Here is an 18,170-nt window from a genome sequence, read left to right as displayed (position 1 = left end):
ACCGGCTGACAGCCTGCCTGTCAGCCGGTTTCGCTTTAGCACACGCAGGTGGGGCGAATATGTTACAATCTTCTCGGGAAGCAACAATGAAAGAGGGGGATTCGTATGTCAGCCCCGAAGTACATAGTAGTGGATTTGGAAACAACCGGCAGCTCGTCTGCAAAGGGCGGTCGGATTATCCAGCTGGCGATGGTGACGATTGAAGAAGGAGTCGTGACGGATACATACACGGCGTTCATCAATCCGGAACAGAACATTCCTGTATTCATCCAGGAATTGACGAATATCACAAATGAAGATGTTGCGTCCGCTCTGCCGTTTGAGCAGCATGCCCAGGTGGTCAGTGCCCGACTGGAGGACGCAGTTTTTGTTGCGCATAACGCTGATTTTGATCTCGGTTTCTTGAATGCGGAGCTGAAGCGGGCAGGACTGATGCCATGGCAGGGGCTTGTCGTGGATACGGTGGAGCTTGCACGCTTGGTTTATCCGACGGCTTACAGCTATAAGCTTCAGGATATTGCCGCTGAACTCGGGATCCTGTTAAAGCAGGCTCATCGGGCAGATGATGATGCCCTTGCAACAGCGGAACTGTTTCTGAGCGCCAAAAAACAATTGGCCAGTCTGCCAGCTGATACACTCAGGCTGCTGCATAAGCGTTCGTTCAGTCTGAAATCGGATTTATCACATTTGCTGTTCGAGTTGATCTCGGATAAACACACGGCCGGCAAGGATGACCAACTCCGGTTTCGGGGGATCCCGATTGCAGTACCGGAGGAGATGAAAGCAGTGTGGCCGAATCGGTACACGCCGGCTGCAGAACCTGTTCAGCAGTTGCAGACAATCATGCCGGGGTTTGAGTACCGGGAAAATCAGGCCAGGCTGATGAAGACCATCCAGCAGGCGCTTGATGGAAAACAGGAAATCGTAATTGAAGCTTCCACCGGTATGGGAAAGACGATCGGTTACCTGCTGCCGGCTGCGGAATATGCGCTGACTGAAGGAAAGCAAGTGATCATCAGTACGTATACGACGCATCTTCAGGAACAGTTGCTGCAAAATGAAGGGAAAATGCTTTCAGAATTCCTGAATGCGCCTATTTCCCTGGCGCTGATCAAAGGAATGAATCATTACATCGATTTAATGCGGTTGTATGAGCAGCTGCAAAGCGAAGACGAATCCTATGATGAAACCTTTACACTGATGCAGGTGCTGGTCTGGCTGTCGGCCACCCAGACAGGGGATTTGACTGAACTGAACACATCCGGGGGCGGTCAGCTGGTTATTGATAAAATCAGGCGTTCGCACCTCCGAAAGCCGGCAGCGCCGGAATTGAAGCTGGACTTTTATGAGCGCGCCAGAAAGCGGGCGGACCAGGCGCATATCATTATTACGAATCATGCTTTCCTCCTCGGAGGCGGTCTCGGGGAGCGGCAGGCAGCGCTCATTATCGATGAAGCGCATCAAATGATCCAGTCAGCACTTGCCAAAAAAGAAAAAACGTTTGTGTACACAAATTGGAAATACATTTTTGGTCAGCTTGGGACATTGGATGACCGGCAGTTATTTTACCATTTTTCTGAAGTGGCAACGGAAGCCCGATTTGCTTCTGCTGCGGAACTGAGCCGGCTTGAATTTCTGTATTCGAAAACGGCCGGCCTTTTTGATGAGATCAGCAGCAGGCTGGCCGACAGCTTTGCCCGATCGGTCCCGAACAGGCGTCAGAAAAAATGGGCGCTGCTGCTGGATTCGCTCGGGCGGCAGGAGCAGGCAGTGCGCCACTTGCTGAAATTGCTGAATGAGTGGCTCGATCTTTCCCGGGAACTGCTGAGCCGTGCTGACCGGCTGACGGAGCTGGAAGTCCGGAAGCAGGCCATCCTTAATGACTGGCGTTACTGGACAGAAGAAATCGCTGCAGAAACAATAGCACTTGGCGACATCTTCGCGTTTCCAGGCCGGGATGATGTCAGCTGGGTGGAGGGTGACCTTCGGAGCCTTCCGAACAGTCTCGCCATCTATCAGCGGCCGTTTGACGTTGCACGGCCGGTGAGCCGGGTGCTTGAACCGGTTCGCCGGCACGAAGCAGTCATCCATCTGTCCGGAACGATGTCAGTGCCAACCGATGAACGCTTCATTATCCGGCAGCTTGGAATACGCGATGAAGTGCCGCTCATCAAATTCGATCCGGAACCTGAATTCTATGCCGGTGCCCGGGTATTCGTCGTGGAAGACATGCCGGATATCCAGCAGGTGCCGCAGGCGGAGTATATCGAGTCAGTCGCCGATGCGGTGATCCAGACAGTTCTCGTGACGGAAGGTCGCTGTTTTGTCCTGTTTACCTCTCAGGACATGCTGCGGAAAACAGTTGAACTGATTCAGGACAGCGGATTGCTGGAAGATTATATGCTGTTCGCCCAAGGGCTGTCTTCCGGCAGCCGGATGCGCCTGTTAAAATCATTCCAACGGTTCAGTAAATCAGTGCTGTTCGGTACAAACAGCTTCTGGGAAGGTGTAGATGTGCCGGGAGATGCACTCCGGGCCGTTGTGGTGGTCCGGCTGCCATTCACCTCACCTGACGAACCGGTATTCAAGGCACGGTCGGAACGGATCTCGGCGGAAGGGAAAAATCCGTTTCTGGAGTATGCCCTGCCTGAAGCCGTCATCCGGCTTCGCCAAGGGTTTGGCCGGCTGATTCGCTCGCGTGAAGATCATGGCCTGTTTATTGTGCTGGACAGAAGAATCGAAACAAAGTCGTATGGAAAAGAATTTTTGCGGGCCCTGCCTCCTGTGCCGGTGGCAAAAGTGTCGCTTGAAAAGATGGTCACCTCCATTGAAGACTGGTATAATGGGAATGCATGAAACGAAAAAGGATGGATACAAATGGAATCGAAAATAGAAGTTCTTTCTACAATTACTGTCGATTATCAGCCTGATTTATACAAGGTTGTGGATGCGCTGAACCGGACATTGAAAGATGACGATCTCATGTTTGGCCTGGCCCTTGATAAAGACGACAAAGAAAAAGCCGTTTTTACGATTTATCGGACGTAGTATGCGGATGGCGTGGTGGATGAAATTCGTTGGCGCCTTTTTACTGCTGCTTGCGGCTGTTGCCGGGATTGTCATTGCAGTCTCGGCAGTTATGCCGTTTACTGACGCAAAACGGGCAGCTGAAGAACAAGCCTTGTCTGGGCAGCTTCTTATGGAAGTTGAGGAAACAACGATTTATAACGGAAGTTCACAGACAGTCACTGTTATTGGAAAGGGACCGGATGGCGCACGGCTGGCTGTCTTTGTTCCTGAAGATGGCGAAATGACTGTTTTTCCGCTTCAGGGAACTGTCACTGCAGCGCAAGCGGAAGCTGCTGCTTTGGAGGAAGCTGAAGGGGCGGAAGTGCTGCATGTCCGGCTGGGTCCAAGTGCGGAAGGCCCGGTGTGGGAAGTGGCATTCAAAGGAGCCGACGGTCGCTTGAATTATGTTTATATCAGTGCAGAAGACGGTTCATGGCGGGAACGGATACTGAATTTGTGAAGGGAGCGGACAACAGTGGGAAAATTAGCACAGCGCGTGAAGGCATTAACGCCATCTTCAACGCTTGCCATTACGGCGAAAGCGAAGGAATTGAAAGCGCAGGGAGCGGATGTGATCGGCCTGGGAGCGGGAGAACCGGATTTTAATACACCGGATAATATCCTGCAGGCGGCTGAAAGATCCATGGAAGCCGGTCACACAAAATACACACCGTCAGGCGGACTGCCGGCACTGAAAAAAGCGGTTATCAATAAACTTGCACAGGATCAGAAACTGACTTATGAAGCGAGTGAAATCATGGTCGGAATCGGCGCAAAGCATGTTTTATATACACTGTTTCAAGTGCTGCTGAACGAAGGCGATGAAGTGATCATTCCGATTCCTTACTGGGTGAGTTATCCTGAACAGGTCAAACTGGCAGGGGGAAAGCCGGTTTACATAACAGCGACTGCGGACAGCGATTACAAGATCTCTGCAGCGCAGCTGGCGAACGCAGTGACAGACCGGACAAAAGCGGTCATTCTGAACTCCCCGAGCAATCCATCCGGCATGGTGTATACGAAAGAGGAACTGAAGGAACTTGCTGAAGTATGCCGGGAACGGGATATCTGGATTGTGTCGGATGAAATTTACGAAAAACTTCTTTACGGCGCTGTTGAGCATGTGTCGGTTGCTGAATTGTCGGAAGATGCCAAGCGCCGGACAATTATCGTCAACGGCGTCTCTAAATCCCATTCGATGACCGGATGGCGGATCGGCTATGCTGCAGGCGACCGGGAAGTCATCAAAGCCATGACGGATTTGGCCAGCCATTCTACCTCCAACCCGGTCACAACATCCCAATATGCTGCCATTGAAGCGTATGAAGGTCCGCAGGATGCAGTAGAAACCATGCGGACGGCTTTTGAAGAGCGGCTGGAAGCCATTTATCCTAAAGTTGCAGCTATCCCCGGATTCCGGCTGCTAAAGCCGCAGGGCGCCTTTTACCTGTTACCCGACGTATCAGAAGCCGCACAAAAGACCGGATACGAATCGGTGGATGAGTATGCTGAAGCGTTGCTGACCGAGGCGAATGTTGCTGTCATTCCGGGATCCGGATTCGGTTCACCGGATACGATTCGTCTATCCTATGCCACCTCAATGGACCAGCTGACAGAAGCGGTAAACCGGATTCACCAATTCACAGAAGAAAAATGGCAGAAATGATGAATTTTATATGTGGAGGATTATGAAGTTATGCAAAAAATTACAATAGCACAATTACCGGCGCATGCCGGCGAACAAGTAAAAATCGGGGCTTGGCTCTCGAACAAACGGTCAAGCGGCAAAATTGCATTTCTGCAGCTGCGGGACGGAACAGGATTTGTACAGGGCGTTGTTGTGAAAGCCGAAGTCGGAGAAGAAGTCTTCGCGCAGGCAAAAGCATTGACGCAGGAAACTTCTCTGTATATCACCGGCGAAGTAAAGGAAGACACCCGTTCTTCATTCGGTTATGAATTGGCTGTCATCGGAATTGAAGTCATCCACGAAGCGGTTGATTTTCCGATTACACCAAAAGAGCACGGGACAGAATTCCTGATGGACAACCGACACCTGTGGCTCCGCTCGCGTAAACAGCACGCCATCATGAAAATCCGCAATGAAATTATCCGGGCGACTTATGAGTTTTTCAATGAGAACGGGTTTGTTAAAGTGGATCCGCCGATTTTGACCGGGTCTGCACCTGAAGGCACTTCCGAGTTGTTTGCAACAAAATACTTTGAAGAAGATGCCTATTTGTCCCAGTCCGGACAATTGTACATGGAAGCGGCAGCTATGGCGCTTGGCAAAGTATTTTCGTTCGGTCCGACATTCCGGGCTGAAAAATCAAAAACACGGCGGCACCTCATTGAATTCTGGATGATTGAACCGGAAATGGCATTCACTGAGCACCATGAGAGCCTGGAAGTGCAGGAGCAGTTTGTGGCGCACGTTATCCAGTCCGTGCTGAAAAACTGCCCGCTGGAACTTGAACGGCTGGAGCGGGACACGACAAAGCTTGAGAAGATCAAAGCGCCATTCCCGCGAATCTCCTATGACGATGCGATCAAGTTTCTGAATGATAACGGATTCGACGATATTTCATGGGGTGATGATTTCGGAGCACCGCATGAAACCGCTATTGCAGAAAGTTACGATATGCCGGTATTCATTACGAATTACCCAATCGGCATTAAGCCGTTTTATATGCAGCCGCACCCGGAACGGGATGATGTCGTGCTTTGTGCAGACCTGATCGCACCGGAAGGCTACGGCGAGATCATCGGAGGCTCTGAGCGGATTCATGATTTCGACCTATTGAAGAAACGGATCGAAGAGCATAAACTGGATGAAGAAGCATATAAATGGTACTTGGAATTATCGAAGTACGGAGCAGTTCCGCATTCCGGATTTGGCTTGGGACTGGAACGGACAGTTGCCTGGATCAGCGGAGCGGAACATGTCCGCGAGACCATCCCGTTCCCGCGCCTGCTGAACAGATTGTATCCATAATACAGAAAGAAAAGGGGGAGTCGGATATGCAACAGCGTGACCGGCTTCGCACCTGGATTGAGCAGGGAAATGTGAACATTTCCCAGCTTTTTTTTCAGTTTTATAAGGAACTGAAAATTTCAGATGACGAAGCGATGCTGCTCATGCACGTTCATGCGTTTCAGCAGGCGGGAAACCCGTTTCCGACACCTGATGAAATTTCAGGACGCATGCAATCGGCTCAGAACACAATCACCGGAATGCTGCAAAATCTCATGCAACGGAATTTCCTGGCGATTGAACAGGAAGAAAAAGACGGCATTCTTACGGAGAAGATGAGTCTTCAGCCGCTGTGGGATCAATTGCTGGATTTCCTGCACCGGGAAAAAGAAGCCGGAAAAGAAGAAGAGCAAAAAAACATGGAGGGTGAAATCTTCAAGCTGTTTGAACAGGAATTCGGCCGTTTCCTGTCGCCGCTCGAATCGGAAACGATTACAATGTGGATTGACCAGGATGGCCATACACCGGATGTAATCCGGATGGCGCTGAAAGAAGCGGTACTGTCACAGAAAATGAGTCTCCGCTACATAGACCGGATATTGTTCGAGTGGAAAAAGAAAAATATAAAATCTTCAACAGATGTCTCCAAGCATACGCTGTCGTTTCGGGAGAAGAACATCCATGCGCTTCCGGTTCAGGGCAATGCGAAAAAAGTGGAGTTCTATAACTGGCTCGAAGATCGGAACTAGGCGGCGAGGTGAGGTGAAGAGATGAACAAAACCGAATGGATGGCATGTCTGGATGAAATGGATGAGCTGTTTCCGGATGCCCATTGCGAACTCGTTCACAGCAATCCGTTTGAACTGGTGATTGCGGTACTGCTGTCAGCTCAATGCACAGATGCGCTTGTCAATAAAGTGACGCCTGCATTATTCGAGAAGTATAAGACGCCGGAAGATTACTTGGCTGTGCCTGTGGAAGAGCTTCAGCTGGATATCCGGTCCATTGGATTGTACCGCAATAAAGCGAAAAACATCCAGGGCCTTTCAAGGATGCTGATAGATGAATTCGGCGGGGAGGTGCCGGAGGACCGGGATACGCTGACGAAGCTGCCGGGTGTTGGACGCAAGACGGCCAACGTTGTCGTGTCCGTTGCGTTTGACGTGCCGGCCCTTGCTGTGGATACGCATGTCGAACGCGTATCAAAACGGCTCGGTGTCTGCCGCTGGAAGGATACGCCGCGGGAAGTCGAAGAAACCCTCATGAAGAAAACTCCGCGTGATCGATGGTCAAAAGCGCATCATCAAATGATTTTCTTTGGACGCTACCACTGTAAAGCCCAGAGCCCGTTATGTCACATTTGCCCGTTGTTTGACCGGTGCCGGGAAGGGCAGAAACGGGACAAAAAAGGACTGGTTAAATGGCATGCCGTCACAGAAATTGACTGAGAATGAAATCGCGCCTTTTTTTGCTGAGTGGGCAGTAATCCGGGAGCAATTGATTTCACTCCACCGGGAGCGCAGCAGGCAGGCAGCAGTCACTGCTGCTGATGCCATAGCCTTATATGAGTGTCTGCTGCTGCATTGCGCGGAGTATGATCTTATGCCGGTTAATGGAAAAGAGCGGCTGCATTTCATAAAAGCAAATTCCGGGAATTATGCAGCGTTTCGACAATTGGATGAATTATTTTCAGAGATGAAAAAGAAAATTGCTGTAAAACGCAGTCAATTAAACAATGCAAATGGAGCAGGGGCTGTTCCGGAAGGTCATGGATCATGACCTTTCGGACAGCCCTTCTTTAGTCTGGCAGGTCGGCCACCAAATTATGAACAGAAATAAAAAGGCTCGCCGCCAAAGTCTGTACTTGATAAAAAGAAATCGCTTCAAGTTGTTGTCGAAAAGAAATCAAGTGAATTTCTTGGTGAAGAGCCAATAAAAATCATCCATTCTATTCTGTATCTGATTTTATTTCCGCAAGCGGCTGACAGCTGCACAGGCAGTCTACGTTTAACTTCTCAGGACATGCGGGAATGGAAGAGAGGAAGCATCACTTAAATGAAAGAAAATAAGTGGAACCAGAAAGGAAGGATAGAGATGGCAACGACCACAGATCCGTTAACTGTACATGCGCTGATCAATGGCGAGAAAGTGGAGACAAAAGATAAAATCACACGGGAGAATCCATCAAATCCCGAAGAGATTGTCGGCTATGCGCCGTTAAATACAAAAGAGGACGCTGTCCGGGCAATTGATGCGGCAGATGAAGCATTCAAGGAATGGCGGAAGACAACACTTGATGAACGAATCGAGCGAATGGAACGTGCAATCCAGAAATTGCGTGATTCGCAGAAAGAAATCACAGAAGTACTGTCCCGGGAACATGGGAAACCAATTTACGATGCTGAAGGTGAACTGATCGTATCACTCATGTGGATGGAACATGCCTGCAAAACCGCAAAAGATGTATTGGGAGATGACGTAAGAGAAGACGAGAACGGACGCACGATTATCAAGCGTGATCCGATTGGTGTGGTATCTGCAATCGCACCATGGAACTATCCCATTTCGTTATCAACGATTAAAGTGGCGCCTGCTCTGCTGGCAGGGAATACCATTGTGGTAAAACCAAGTCCGCTTGCACCGCTGGCGGTCACAATTGTACTGGATATTATTGCACAGGAATTCCCGCCGGGAGTCCTTAATGTGCTGAACGGGGAAGCGGAAGTCGGAATCGAACTCACATCGAACCCGAAGGTCATGAAAATTGCATTTACCGGCGGAACGGAAACAGGACGAAAAATCATGGCGGCTGCTGCTCCGACGATTAAAAAGCTGACACTCGAACTTGGCGGGAATGACCCGGCAATTGTGTTGCCAAGCTTTGATGTAAATGATGAAAAAGCAATGCGCCGCATGGTCGTATCGAATTTCCTGACAGCCGGTGAAATCTGTATGATTGCGAAGCGGATTTATGTGCCGCGTTCCATGCATGATGAGTTCGTACAAAAGTATATTGAAGCTGCCAATAAATGGGTGCGTGTGGGAGATCCATTTAACCGGGAAGTAACACTCGGACCGGTCAATAATCAGAAACAGGTCGATTTTGTCCAGGAATTGATCGATGATGCCAAGTCGCATGGGGCTGAAGTGACAAAACTCGGAAAAATACTCGATCCTGAACTCTTTGAACAAGGGTATTTCATGCAGCCGACACTTGTGACCGGTGCCAAGCAAGGCGACCGGATCGTTAAAGAAGAACAATTCGGGCCAACCGTGCCGATTGTTGCGTATGAAGACGTGGATGAGGCTGTTGAACTGGCAAACGACAGTATTTTCGGACTGACAAGCTCTGTCTGGGGTGATGAAGAGGAAGCGATGGAAGTGGCAGCGCGCATTGAAGCGGGCACAACAATGATCAATACAGCCGCCATCCAAGGCCTCGATGTACGGTATGAATTCGGCGGTGTCAAACAATCCGGAATCGGCCGTGAATATGGAGAAGAAGGACTGGAAGCTTACGTCCATAAACACGTCATCAACAATCCGAAAACGAAAGATTTGCCGCATATTCCTGAGTAAACTGCAAAGTATAGACTGCTGTTTTTACTCGTACCAAAAAAGCGACCATAGACTACTCCGTGAATTTGGAGTAGCTATGGTTTTTTGTGGTTATATATATTGCATTAAAGAAACTGCATTTTTAGTTTAATATAGGCTCTGTTAAAGAATACTATTGAATTTTTTCGGCTCTTCACTAAAGTCTGTTCTTGATAGGAAGAAATCGCTTCAGACAGACGCTTTCTGCGGGCGGTCCGCCAAGCCTCCTCGTCGCTCTGCTCCTGCGGTTACTCGTCGCATGAAACCCTCTGCTCCTGCGGTTACTCGTCGCATGAAACCCTCTGCTCCTGCGGTTACTCGTCGCATGAAACCCTCTGCTCCTGCGGGGGTCTCGTCTGGACCTCTAGTCCCGCAGGAAGAATAGGGGCTGAAGTATTCGGCCCCTATTTTTGTGACGAAGAGCGCACCGATGCAGGAGCACACAATTTTCGCCGCCTTCCACTCTTTCGTCTATAACGTTTAATTACAACCTATTTTTTTGAAATCAGTGAGGAACTGATCCTTTCTTTTATGATGAAAAGAAATCAAGTACATTTTTTGGTGAGGAGCCATTTTTTCAACTGCAAAAAATATGGAGCAAACAGCGGAAATTCCTGCGGGAAAGCGAAGTGCCAAAATTCACTCGGGCTTAAAAGCCCGAGTTAGTTCGGCGCAAGCCCGCGGAAAGTGGAGCTGTTTTGCGGAATATCAACAGAGACATTCAACATAGTCTTAATATAAAAAAATTCACCAGTATTCGGAGCAAAAAAGCGTTTTGGACTAAAGATAAAATATCAATGCATATAATTTATCATAATTGTATTATGTAAACAGTAGTATTATAAATTATATCGTTCCAGTGAATGCCGGGTTCCTGCCTTTACCTTGCAATCAGGAAACAAGCACCATTGCTGCTGTAAGCGAACTATAAAATGAAAAAGACTGCAAACAGATTCAAATGGTTCTGAATCTGTTTGCAGTCGATGCTTCTCCGGGAACAGGAGAGATAAGGTCTTATTGGTTTTCGGTATTTTCTTCGCTGTTATCTGCAGGAGTTTCGCTAGTGTCATTGCTGTCAGCAGAATCATCAGAATTGCCGGTGGAGGATTGGGAAGCCTGTGTTTCCGCATTATTGCCTTCTCCTTCATCGGAAGCCGGATCATTTCCAGCTCCTTCTGCATTTTCATCAGTTCCGGAGCCGCTATCGCCGCCTTCGGCAGGAGGAGCCGTTTCACCTTCAGCCGGTTCTTCGGTATTTTCTCCTTCATCTGCAGGCGGTTCTTCTGTTTCCGGTTCTTCAGCAGGCGGTTCTTCTTCAGTTGGCGGTTCTTCCGTCACCGGTTCCTCTGTTTCCGATTCTTCAGCCGGCGGTTCTTCTTCAACCGGCTCTTCCGGCTCCGGTTCAACGATAGGAGCCGCAATCTGTACGCTTACAGATGCAGGATCACTTTCTTCTCCGTCTTTCACAGCGACTACACTGAATGTATAAGTCGTTCCTGGTTCAAGACCGCTGTATGTGTACTCGGTACTTTCAGTAGTGGTCAGTGCAGAGCCGTTGACTGATACGGCAAACCGGACACCGTCTCTATCATCGTTAAAGGCCCAGTCAAGCGTAACCGATTGTGCATCTTCATTGACGTCGGCCTGCAGATTTGATGGAGCAGATGGTTCTACCGGGACGTACTGTCTGGATACACTGGATGGTTCCGTACCGCGCTCGAATAATTCATTGCTGCGGAGGGAAGAAGGTGTGTAGCGGCTCGCAAGCCGAAGCGGATCGGAACCGACTTCAACTTCAAGTTCCACAACCGATTCCGGCTGTTCAAACCGCTCTTGCTCGTCTCCCTCGGAAATCTGCGTCATAACTGTGCTGAAAAGGCGTTGTGCAAGTGTCCGTTCCTCGCGCAAATCCGTATTGATCCCATTGGCTCTCGACGGATACCCGCTCCAGACGGAAATCGAGTAATCCGGGGAATACCCGGCAAACCAGATATCCGGCGCAAAACTCGTGGCTAAGCCATAATCTTCGAGCTCGGCGGGACTGTAGTTGGTTGTGCCGGTTTTACCCGCAATATCCACTCCGGATACGGCAGCGGTGGCGCCTGTAGCCCCTTGGATGTTCGGATTGACCACGTCCCGCAGGATATCGGTGATCATATAAGCGGTGCTTTCTTCCATTGCTTCGACAGGTTCCGGTTTTACGATATGTTCAGTTCCGTCGCGCGTCACGATTTTTGTGATGGTGTGCGGATCTGTATAGATACCGCCATTGCCGAAAGCGGCAAAAGCACCGGCCATTTCAACCGTGGAAATCTTCTTGTCCGGCGCACCAAGTGCTGCCGCTTCATAAATATTTCCGAAATCAAGGCCTAATTTCTGTGTGAATTCCGAGACGCGTTCAGGCCCGACCGCTTTCAGCGTTTCCACTGAAGGGACATTCCGTGAGCGGTACAGCGCTTCGCGCAGCGTCATCTCGCCGAGGTAGTCGCCGTCGAAATTGCGGATGACCTGATCGCTGTCTGTGTAGGTGATTTCTTCATCCACTACCGTCTGACCGGTCGACCAGTCCAAGTATTCGATTGCCGGTCCGTAACTGATCAGCGGTTTGATGGTGGAGCCATTCACCCGGTCCCGTGACGTGGCATAATTCACCCGGACATCTCCGCTGTATTCACGGGCAGCTCCGATTGCGCGGATCGCTCCAGTATCCGTGTCGACGACTGTCAATGCCGATTCGACTTCTTCATTGAAGAAAATGGCTGATTCAAGCACAGTGTTGACGGTCTGTTGCACGTCAGGCTCAAGGGTCGTATGGATGATAAGGCCTTCGTTCAGGGAAAAGTCAAAATCAAGGCTTTCCAGTTCATCTTCGACAAGTTCCATAAACGCTGTATAGTCACCATCCGGCGGCTGTGGCCGCTCTGCTTCCGGCAACAGCGATTCGGTGACTGGAATTGCCTGTGCTGCTTCTTTTTCAGCTTCTGTAATTTTGTCGTGCTGTTCCATAAGACTCAGCACAACATTGCGCCGGTGTTCAGCTTCTTCCGGATTTTTAAATGGGTTGTAATTATTCGGGCTTTGGGGCATGCCGGCCAGCAGCGCTGCTTCATGAAGTTCCAATTCGTTTACCGGTTTGCCAAAAAAGTATTCAGAAGCTGTGCCGAATCCGTAAATATTTCCCGACATCAGAATCTTATTGAAATACATTTCAAAAATGTCCTCTTTTTCATATTCCTGCTCCAGCTGGTATGCAAGATAGGCCTCTTGGGCTTTACGTTCAAGTGTCTTGTCACCAGAAAGGATGGAATTCTTGATCACTTGCTGGGTGATAGTGGAGGCTCCTTCTGAACCGAAACCATCTGTGATATTGGCGATGACTGCGCCGCCGAGACGGATCGGATCAATGCCGAAATGGCTGTAGAACCGGTTATCTTCAGTCGCAAGAATGGCGTTTTCCAGCACTGCCGGAATATTTTCATATTCCACGTATTCCCGTATTTCTGCTGTAATATAAGGAATTTCCGTTTCACCGTCCGCCGCAAGGAAGACGGGGGTTATCGGATCCCGGAGAAGCTCTTCATCCAATTCCGGCGCACTGCTGGCATAAAAAGCAAAGAGACCGGCACCGCCGACAAACAGCAATGTTCCGATAGCCAATATTGTTAAGAGGAGCACTCGCAGCCAGTGAATGCTGCCCGCCGGTTGCTTCTTGCCTTTTCTGTTGTTTTTTCTGTTGCCTGATCTGTTGCGGGTGTCCGGCGCTCGCCGGCGTTCTCCGCGGGAAGTGGGTCTGTCACTCACTTATCGTTCCTCGCTTTCTTCGTTTCGGTATAATTGTTCAAAGGCGGGCAGGTAATCGATGCGCGGATACATGCCTGGTATGACTTCGATGCCGGCCTGTTCGATTTCTGCAAGTTCGATTGACTTGCGGCCGCCGCCAATCATGCGGTTCCAGCTGTCCTCAAGCAGAGAAAACGGCACGACAAAGTATCTGTCCAGTGAAGAGAAACGGATAATCAGAAAAGCTTTGCCTTGCTGACGGATAACCTGTGCCATATGCCGGACCTGGTGCTCGTGAATGTTCTTTAGCGGAAACGACGTTTTATTCCGCGTTTCCTTTGCTTCAAAGTCGATATAAATTCCATTCCAGACGCCGTTATAATCGGTTGTCGACGGAGTGCGGAAGTAAGCCTCGCGAATAACAGCAGAACTCCTTGACGGATAATCGACTTTAACGATCTGCAGCGGAATCGGCTTTTTGTGAATGACTGCAAATCCCCGCTCCAGATAATAAGCATTCGATTCATTCAATTCGTCTTCCAGTGTCTTTCCCCGATTGCTGAAAGAAAAGTCCTTTTTTACCTGTTTTTTAGGTTTTGAGTTGGCAGGTGAAAATTTTTTGCCGTTGGGGTAATTGATTGCCATCTGTGATTCACCTCATTGCCTCTATCATACCACATGACAGTGGACGGAATTCGGCGCTAAAGGTTTCAGGCCTGTGTTTTTTCATGGGATGGCTGCTGCGGCATAGATTCTATCATATATGAGACAAGAGCGGACGTGCCACCAAAAAGCAGGTCCGCTGCTTGAGCTATGGCAGTTCTGTGACCATATGATAAAATGGGACTGGGAGGAAATGTGTTATGACATTGAAAGAACGTTCAATTGCTTTACTCCGGGAATGTGACCGGTCCCGCAGCCGCTTTTTTGAGATGCGCGAGCAGGACAGGTCTCCCGATTTTTATAAAGAAGTGAAACCGCATGCCGATCATTGGCATCTGCAAATAGATGAGTGGCAGAAAGAAGCCTCGGAATATATCCGGCTTAACCGGCCGAAACACGTGCACAAGATGCAAATTGACAATGCAGCGGAAGGAATGGGGCAGTTCATTGTCCAGAGCTTTTTTAAAGAGACGGGGAAAAAGCGCTTTATCCAAACCATCCAGGCTGCCGAATATACCCTTCAGACGCTGATCCGAGCAATCGAAGAAACAGGTGAAAAACAATGAGAACAAAAAAAGCGCTGACGGAACTGATGGCGGAATGGAAAACAGACCGCGATATGATGGAACGGATTTGGCACTGGCGCACACTGGAAGAAAAGCCCGCCCGATTCGCTGACTTCCCGGCCGCCATGCATCCGGATCTGCAAGCTTCACTGGAATCCCGCGGGATCGGACAGCTGTATACCCACCAGCGGGAAGCGTTTGACCTGGCTGCAGACGGAAAATCGTTCACTGCTGTGACGCCGACAGCTTCCGGAAAATCTTTTTGTTATCACCTGCCGGTACTGAACATGATTTTGAACGATTCCAGTGCCCGGGCGCTGTACTTATTCCCGACAAAAGCGTTGGCTCAGGACCAGAAAAGCGATTTGCATACTTTAATTGAAGGAACAGGCAAGGAAATTTTAAGCTATACGTACGACGGCGACACAGCACCCGGCATCCGGACGAAAGTGCGGAAAGCGGGACAGATTGTCTTGACGAATCCGGACATGCTCCATTCCGGTATTTTGCCACACCATACGAAATGGGTTTCGCTGTTTGAAAATCTGAAGTACATCGTTATCGATGAATTGCATACGTATAAAGGAATCTTCGGATCGCATGTGGCGCACGTGATCCGCCGTCTGAAACGGATTTGTGCATTTTACGGAAGCGATCCGGTTTTCATCTGCACATCCGCCACCATCGCGAACCCACAAGAGCTCGCTGAGAATCTGACAGACTCAAAACACGTCCTGGTTGACCAGAACGGGGCACCGGCAGGCAAAAAACATATTGTCTTTTACAACCCGCCTGTCATCCACCCGACGTTCGGTGTCCGCAGGAGTGCAGTGCTGGAAGTCCGTGACTTGGCAACGAGACTTATACGGGAAGGCGTGCAGACAATCGTGTTTGCAAAATCCCGGGTACGGGTGGAAATGCTCGTGAAGTATTTGCAGGAAATTACGAAGCGGAAGATCCAGGATGAATCGATCAAAGGCTACCGGGGCGGTTATTTGCCTTCAGAACGGCGATTGATCGAAAAGGGATTGCGCGATGGGACGATTCAATGTGTTGTGTCGACGAATGCATTGGAACTTGGCGTGGACATCGGTCAGCTGCAGGCATGCATCATGACCGGATATCCCGGAAATATCGCCAGTGCCTGGCAGCAGGCCGGCCGTGCCGGAAGAAGACAGGATGAATCGCTTGTGATTTATGTTGCTCAGTCAACGGCGCTGGATCAGTACATCATCCAGCATCCGGAGTATTTGCTTGAACAGTCACCGGAAGAAGCCCGCATCCATCCGGAAAATATCCTGATTCTCATGGACCATCTGAAATGCGCCTCATTTGAGCTGCCGTTCACAACCGATGAACAATACGGTGAATTTGATGTGCAGGCATTGCTTGAATACTTGGCGGAAGAAGGGGTCGTCATTCTTTCCGGAGACCGCTGGCATTGGATGAGTGACCGGTTCCCGGCTCATGACATCAGTCTGCGTTCCACTTCCCAGGAAAATGTCATCATCATCGACCAGTCCGTGCCGGCCGATACGCGCGTGATTGGAGAGATGGACCGGTTCAGTGCGATGACGCTTTTGCATGAGGAAGCGATTTATCTCCATCAAGGCACCCAATTTCAAGTGGAATTCCTCGATTGGGAAGAAAAGAAAGCATATGTGCGGGAAGTGGACGTCGATTATTTCACTGATGCCAACCTCGCTGTCGAATTGAAAGTGATTGCCGAAGACAAGCAGACCACCCACGGCCGGACAGCTGTACATTACGGGGATGTTGCGGTGTTGGCGATGCCGACGCTGTTCAAAAAAATCCGGTTTGACACACATGACAACATCGGATCGGGGCCGATTTCACTGCCGCCTGAAGAACTTCATACTTCTTCAACATGGCTGAGCTTCGCACGCCCGGACGGCTGGGCGGAATCTGAACTGTCGGATGCGATGGGCAGTGCTGCATATGCGATTGGCTCGTTCGTCCCGATATTCGTGCAGTGTGATCGGCGGGATATCCACGTGGTACCGCAAGTGAAATCGCCGCATGATGACTTGCCGGCGTTCTTCATCCATGATTCCTATCCCGGCGGCATCGGCATTTCTGAACGCATTTATGGCCTGTGGCCGGAGCTGCTCGCTAAAGCGAAAGAACATGTGGAGAACTGCCCATGTCAGGATGGTTGTCCATCCTGCATCGGAGCGCAGGATGCCCCACTGGATACGAAACAGGCTGTCGGCAGACTGCTGGGCAGCTTGGAAGAGGCGGTGAGGAACCGTGTCATTTGAAAATAAATTGCGTCAAATGAAGGGGCTGCTGAATGCGAAGCCTCCGGTGAAGAAACAGCCTGCCGAGCGCCATCGGCCTGTCCATGAAGCACTTTGGCGCACGATCGGACTTGAAGTAATCGAAAATGACTTCGGATATGTCTATAAAAAAACGATCCGGTACCCGGCGGATTACAGGCACGGCAGTGTTTCACTCAACAGGCTGGCTTTGGTACTCGGAAAATGGGAACGGTCAGAAGCTGCGCATCCATTCCGCCTGTCAACCGGCGACCGGCTGCTGTTTTTCGACACGGAAACGACGGGGCTGAGCGGCACTGGCGCATACATTTTTCTTGCCGGTGTCCTGGAGAGCACAGACGAAGGGTTTGAACTGATTCAGTATGTGCTGCCGGACCCGTCAAATGAAGCGGCTTTCCTGTATGAGACCGGGCTGTGGCGGGATAAGCATGCCGTCATCTTTTCCTATAACGGAAAGAGTTTCGACTGGCCGCAATTGCTGTCGCGCTGGACACTGTCCCGGCATGTGCTTCCGCCACTGCCGGAGCTGCGCCAGGTTGATTTATTGCACGGCACCCGGCGGATCTGGAAAAACGAGTTGGAGCGGCTGAAGCTCAGCACAGTGGAAGAACAGAAGCTTGGTCTGGTCCGCACAGGGGATGTGCCCGGCCATCTGATTCCGCCGATTTACCTGGATGCGGTTAAGAACGGAGAGGCGGAATCACTTGGAGCGGTATTGTTCCATAACGAACTGGATATCCTGTCACTCGTCTCCCTCTATATCACTGCTTCCGATTTGCTGATTGAGGATTTGGAAAGCGAAACCAAAGGGGCTTACACGAATATAGGGAAATGGTATGCGGATCTTAAAGAGTACGATAAAAGCGCAAGTTTCCTGGAACACGTAATACAGGAACGGGGAGAAGCGGCAGCTCCTGCCCGCTATTTGCTGGGGATTCAGCGGAAGCGGGATGGGGAGTTTGAAGCCGCGCTTCAATTGTTCAAAGAAGCCGCGCCCAATCTGCGCGGGCCGCTGGAAGTTGAAGCGTGGATCCATGCGGCAAAATTACTTGAACATCAATTAGGTAATATTGACCAGGCATTGCTTATGACCCGCCTTGCGAAAGAGGCGGGAGATCATACAGCAATCCGGGAATCCATAAAAACAGATATCGGGAAGCGGGAACAGCGGCTCGTAAATAAGCAGCGAAAAAAACAGGACTTTCTGTAACATCGCTGGTCACG

At 50.1% G+C, this 18,170-nt stretch carries 14 protein-coding genes; 12 read left to right on the top strand and 2 right to left on the bottom strand.

The window, feature by feature from the left end:
* Positions 1–105 precede the first annotated feature (105 nt).
* The 9 genes from dinG to B0X71_RS11250 all read left to right on the top strand — a co-directional run bounded on the left by dinG (position 106) and on the right by B0X71_RS11250 (position 9,619).
* Positions 106–2,856, top strand: a complete 2,751-nt coding sequence (dinG, locus tag B0X71_RS11290) for an ATP-dependent DNA helicase DinG (protein WP_077589504.1) — start codon at positions 106–108, stop codon at positions 2,854–2,856.
* A gap of 21 nt (positions 2,857–2,877) precedes the next feature.
* Positions 2,878–3,048, top strand: coding sequence for a YpmA family protein (locus B0X71_RS11285; RefSeq protein ID WP_077589503.1), 171 nt, complete (start codon positions 2,878–2,880; stop codon positions 3,046–3,048).
* Positions 3,049–3,055: 7 nt separating this feature from the next.
* Positions 3,056–3,529, top strand: a complete 474-nt coding sequence (locus tag B0X71_RS11280) for a PepSY domain-containing protein (RefSeq protein ID WP_156889864.1) — start codon at positions 3,056–3,058, stop codon at positions 3,527–3,529.
* Between the two features lie 15 nt (positions 3,530–3,544).
* Positions 3,545–4,735 (top strand): pyridoxal phosphate-dependent aminotransferase, encoded by a 1,191-nt coding sequence (locus B0X71_RS11275; protein ID WP_077589501.1) that lies wholly within the window; start codon positions 3,545–3,547, stop codon positions 4,733–4,735.
* Between the two features lie 30 nt (positions 4,736–4,765).
* Entirely contained in the window at positions 4,766–6,061 is a 1,296-nt protein-coding gene (gene asnS, locus B0X71_RS11270; protein ID WP_077589500.1) for an asparagine--tRNA ligase, read from the top strand.
* 26 nt (positions 6,062–6,087) lie between these two features.
* Positions 6,088–6,789 (top strand): DnaD domain-containing protein, encoded by a 702-nt coding sequence (locus tag B0X71_RS11265; RefSeq protein WP_077589499.1) that lies wholly within the window; start codon positions 6,088–6,090, stop codon positions 6,787–6,789.
* Positions 6,790–6,810: 21 nt separating this feature from the next.
* Positions 6,811–7,488, top strand: coding sequence for an endonuclease III (nth, locus tag B0X71_RS11260; protein ID WP_077589498.1), 678 nt, complete (start codon positions 6,811–6,813; stop codon positions 7,486–7,488).
* Entirely contained in the window at positions 7,466–7,819 is a 354-nt protein-coding gene (locus tag B0X71_RS11255) for a YpoC family protein (RefSeq protein WP_077589497.1), read from the top strand. Before nth ends, B0X71_RS11255 begins: the two co-directional genes overlap by 23 nt.
* A gap of 315 nt (positions 7,820–8,134) precedes the next feature.
* Positions 8,135–9,619: an aldehyde dehydrogenase family protein gene (locus B0X71_RS11250; protein ID WP_077589496.1), complete on the top strand. Its 1,485-nt coding sequence runs from the start codon at positions 8,135–8,137 to the stop codon at positions 9,617–9,619.
* 1,032 nt (positions 9,620–10,651) lie between these two features.
* Here B0X71_RS11250 and B0X71_RS11245 read toward each other — a convergent pair.
* Together B0X71_RS11245 and recU are read right to left on the bottom strand one after the other, a co-directional pair.
* Positions 10,652–13,438, bottom strand: a complete 2,787-nt coding sequence (locus tag B0X71_RS11245) for a penicillin-binding protein 1A (RefSeq protein ID WP_077589495.1) — start codon at positions 13,436–13,438, stop codon at positions 10,652–10,654.
* Complete coding sequence (recU, locus tag B0X71_RS11240; protein ID WP_077589494.1) at positions 13,439–14,062, bottom strand: Holliday junction resolvase RecU; 624 nt, start codon at positions 14,060–14,062, stop codon at positions 13,439–13,441.
* Positions 14,063–14,280: 218 nt separating this feature from the next.
* On the opposite strand from recU, the gene B0X71_RS11235 reads away from it, so the two are divergent.
* Genes B0X71_RS11235 through B0X71_RS11225 form a run of 3 tightly spaced genes read left to right on the top strand, consistent with a single transcriptional unit; the run spans position 14,281 to position 18,156 of the window.
* Entirely contained in the window at positions 14,281–14,646 is a 366-nt protein-coding gene (locus B0X71_RS11235) for a YppE family protein (protein ID WP_077589493.1), read from the top strand.
* Positions 14,643–16,928, top strand: a complete 2,286-nt coding sequence (locus tag B0X71_RS11230) for a DEAD/DEAH box helicase (RefSeq protein ID WP_077589492.1) — start codon at positions 14,643–14,645, stop codon at positions 16,926–16,928. The genes B0X71_RS11235 and B0X71_RS11230 overlap by 4 nt, the downstream gene beginning before the upstream one ends.
* Positions 16,918–18,156 carry a ribonuclease H-like domain-containing protein gene (locus B0X71_RS11225; RefSeq protein WP_077589491.1) on the top strand — a complete coding sequence of 413 codons (1,239 nt, stop codon included), beginning with the start codon at positions 16,918–16,920 and terminating at the stop codon, positions 18,154–18,156. Before B0X71_RS11230 ends, B0X71_RS11225 begins: the two co-directional genes overlap by 11 nt.
* Positions 18,157–18,170 lie beyond the last annotated feature (14 nt).

Origin of the sequence: Planococcus lenghuensis (assembly GCF_001999905.1) — a bacterium.
GTDB lineage: Bacteria > Bacillota > Bacilli > Bacillales_A > Planococcaceae > Indiicoccus > Indiicoccus lenghuensis.
The sequence above is the reverse complement of the archived record's forward strand: the minus strand, read 5'-3'. Positions and strand labels throughout refer to the sequence as shown.

What these genes read in the sequence shown, in the direction of transcription:
- dinG (WP_077589504.1), top strand. Translation starts at nt 106, where the DNA reads ATGTCAGCCCCGAAGTACATAGTAGTGGATTTGGAAACAACCGGCAGC.
- B0X71_RS11285 (WP_077589503.1), top strand. Translation starts at nt 2,878, where the DNA reads ATGGAATCGAAAATAGAAGTTCTTTCTACAATTACTGTCGATTATCAG.
- B0X71_RS11280 (WP_156889864.1), top strand. Translation starts at nt 3,056, where the DNA reads ATGGCGTGGTGGATGAAATTCGTTGGCGCCTTTTTACTGCTGCTTGCG.
- asnS (WP_077589500.1), top strand. Translation starts at nt 4,766, where the DNA reads ATGCAAAAAATTACAATAGCACAATTACCGGCGCATGCCGGCGAACAA.
- B0X71_RS11265 (WP_077589499.1), top strand. Translation starts at nt 6,088, where the DNA reads ATGCAACAGCGTGACCGGCTTCGCACCTGGATTGAGCAGGGAAATGTG.
- nth (WP_077589498.1), top strand. Translation starts at nt 6,811, where the DNA reads ATGAACAAAACCGAATGGATGGCATGTCTGGATGAAATGGATGAGCTG.
- B0X71_RS11255 (WP_077589497.1), top strand. Translation starts at nt 7,466, where the DNA reads ATGCCGTCACAGAAATTGACTGAGAATGAAATCGCGCCTTTTTTTGCT.
- B0X71_RS11250 (WP_077589496.1), top strand. Translation starts at nt 8,135, where the DNA reads ATGGCAACGACCACAGATCCGTTAACTGTACATGCGCTGATCAATGGC.
- recU (WP_077589494.1), bottom strand. Translation starts at nt 14,062, where the DNA reads ATGGCAATCAATTACCCCAACGGCAAAAAATTTTCACCTGCCAACTCA.
- B0X71_RS11235 (WP_077589493.1), top strand. Translation starts at nt 14,281, where the DNA reads ATGACATTGAAAGAACGTTCAATTGCTTTACTCCGGGAATGTGACCGG.
- B0X71_RS11230 (WP_077589492.1), top strand. Translation starts at nt 14,643, where the DNA reads ATGAGAACAAAAAAAGCGCTGACGGAACTGATGGCGGAATGGAAAACA.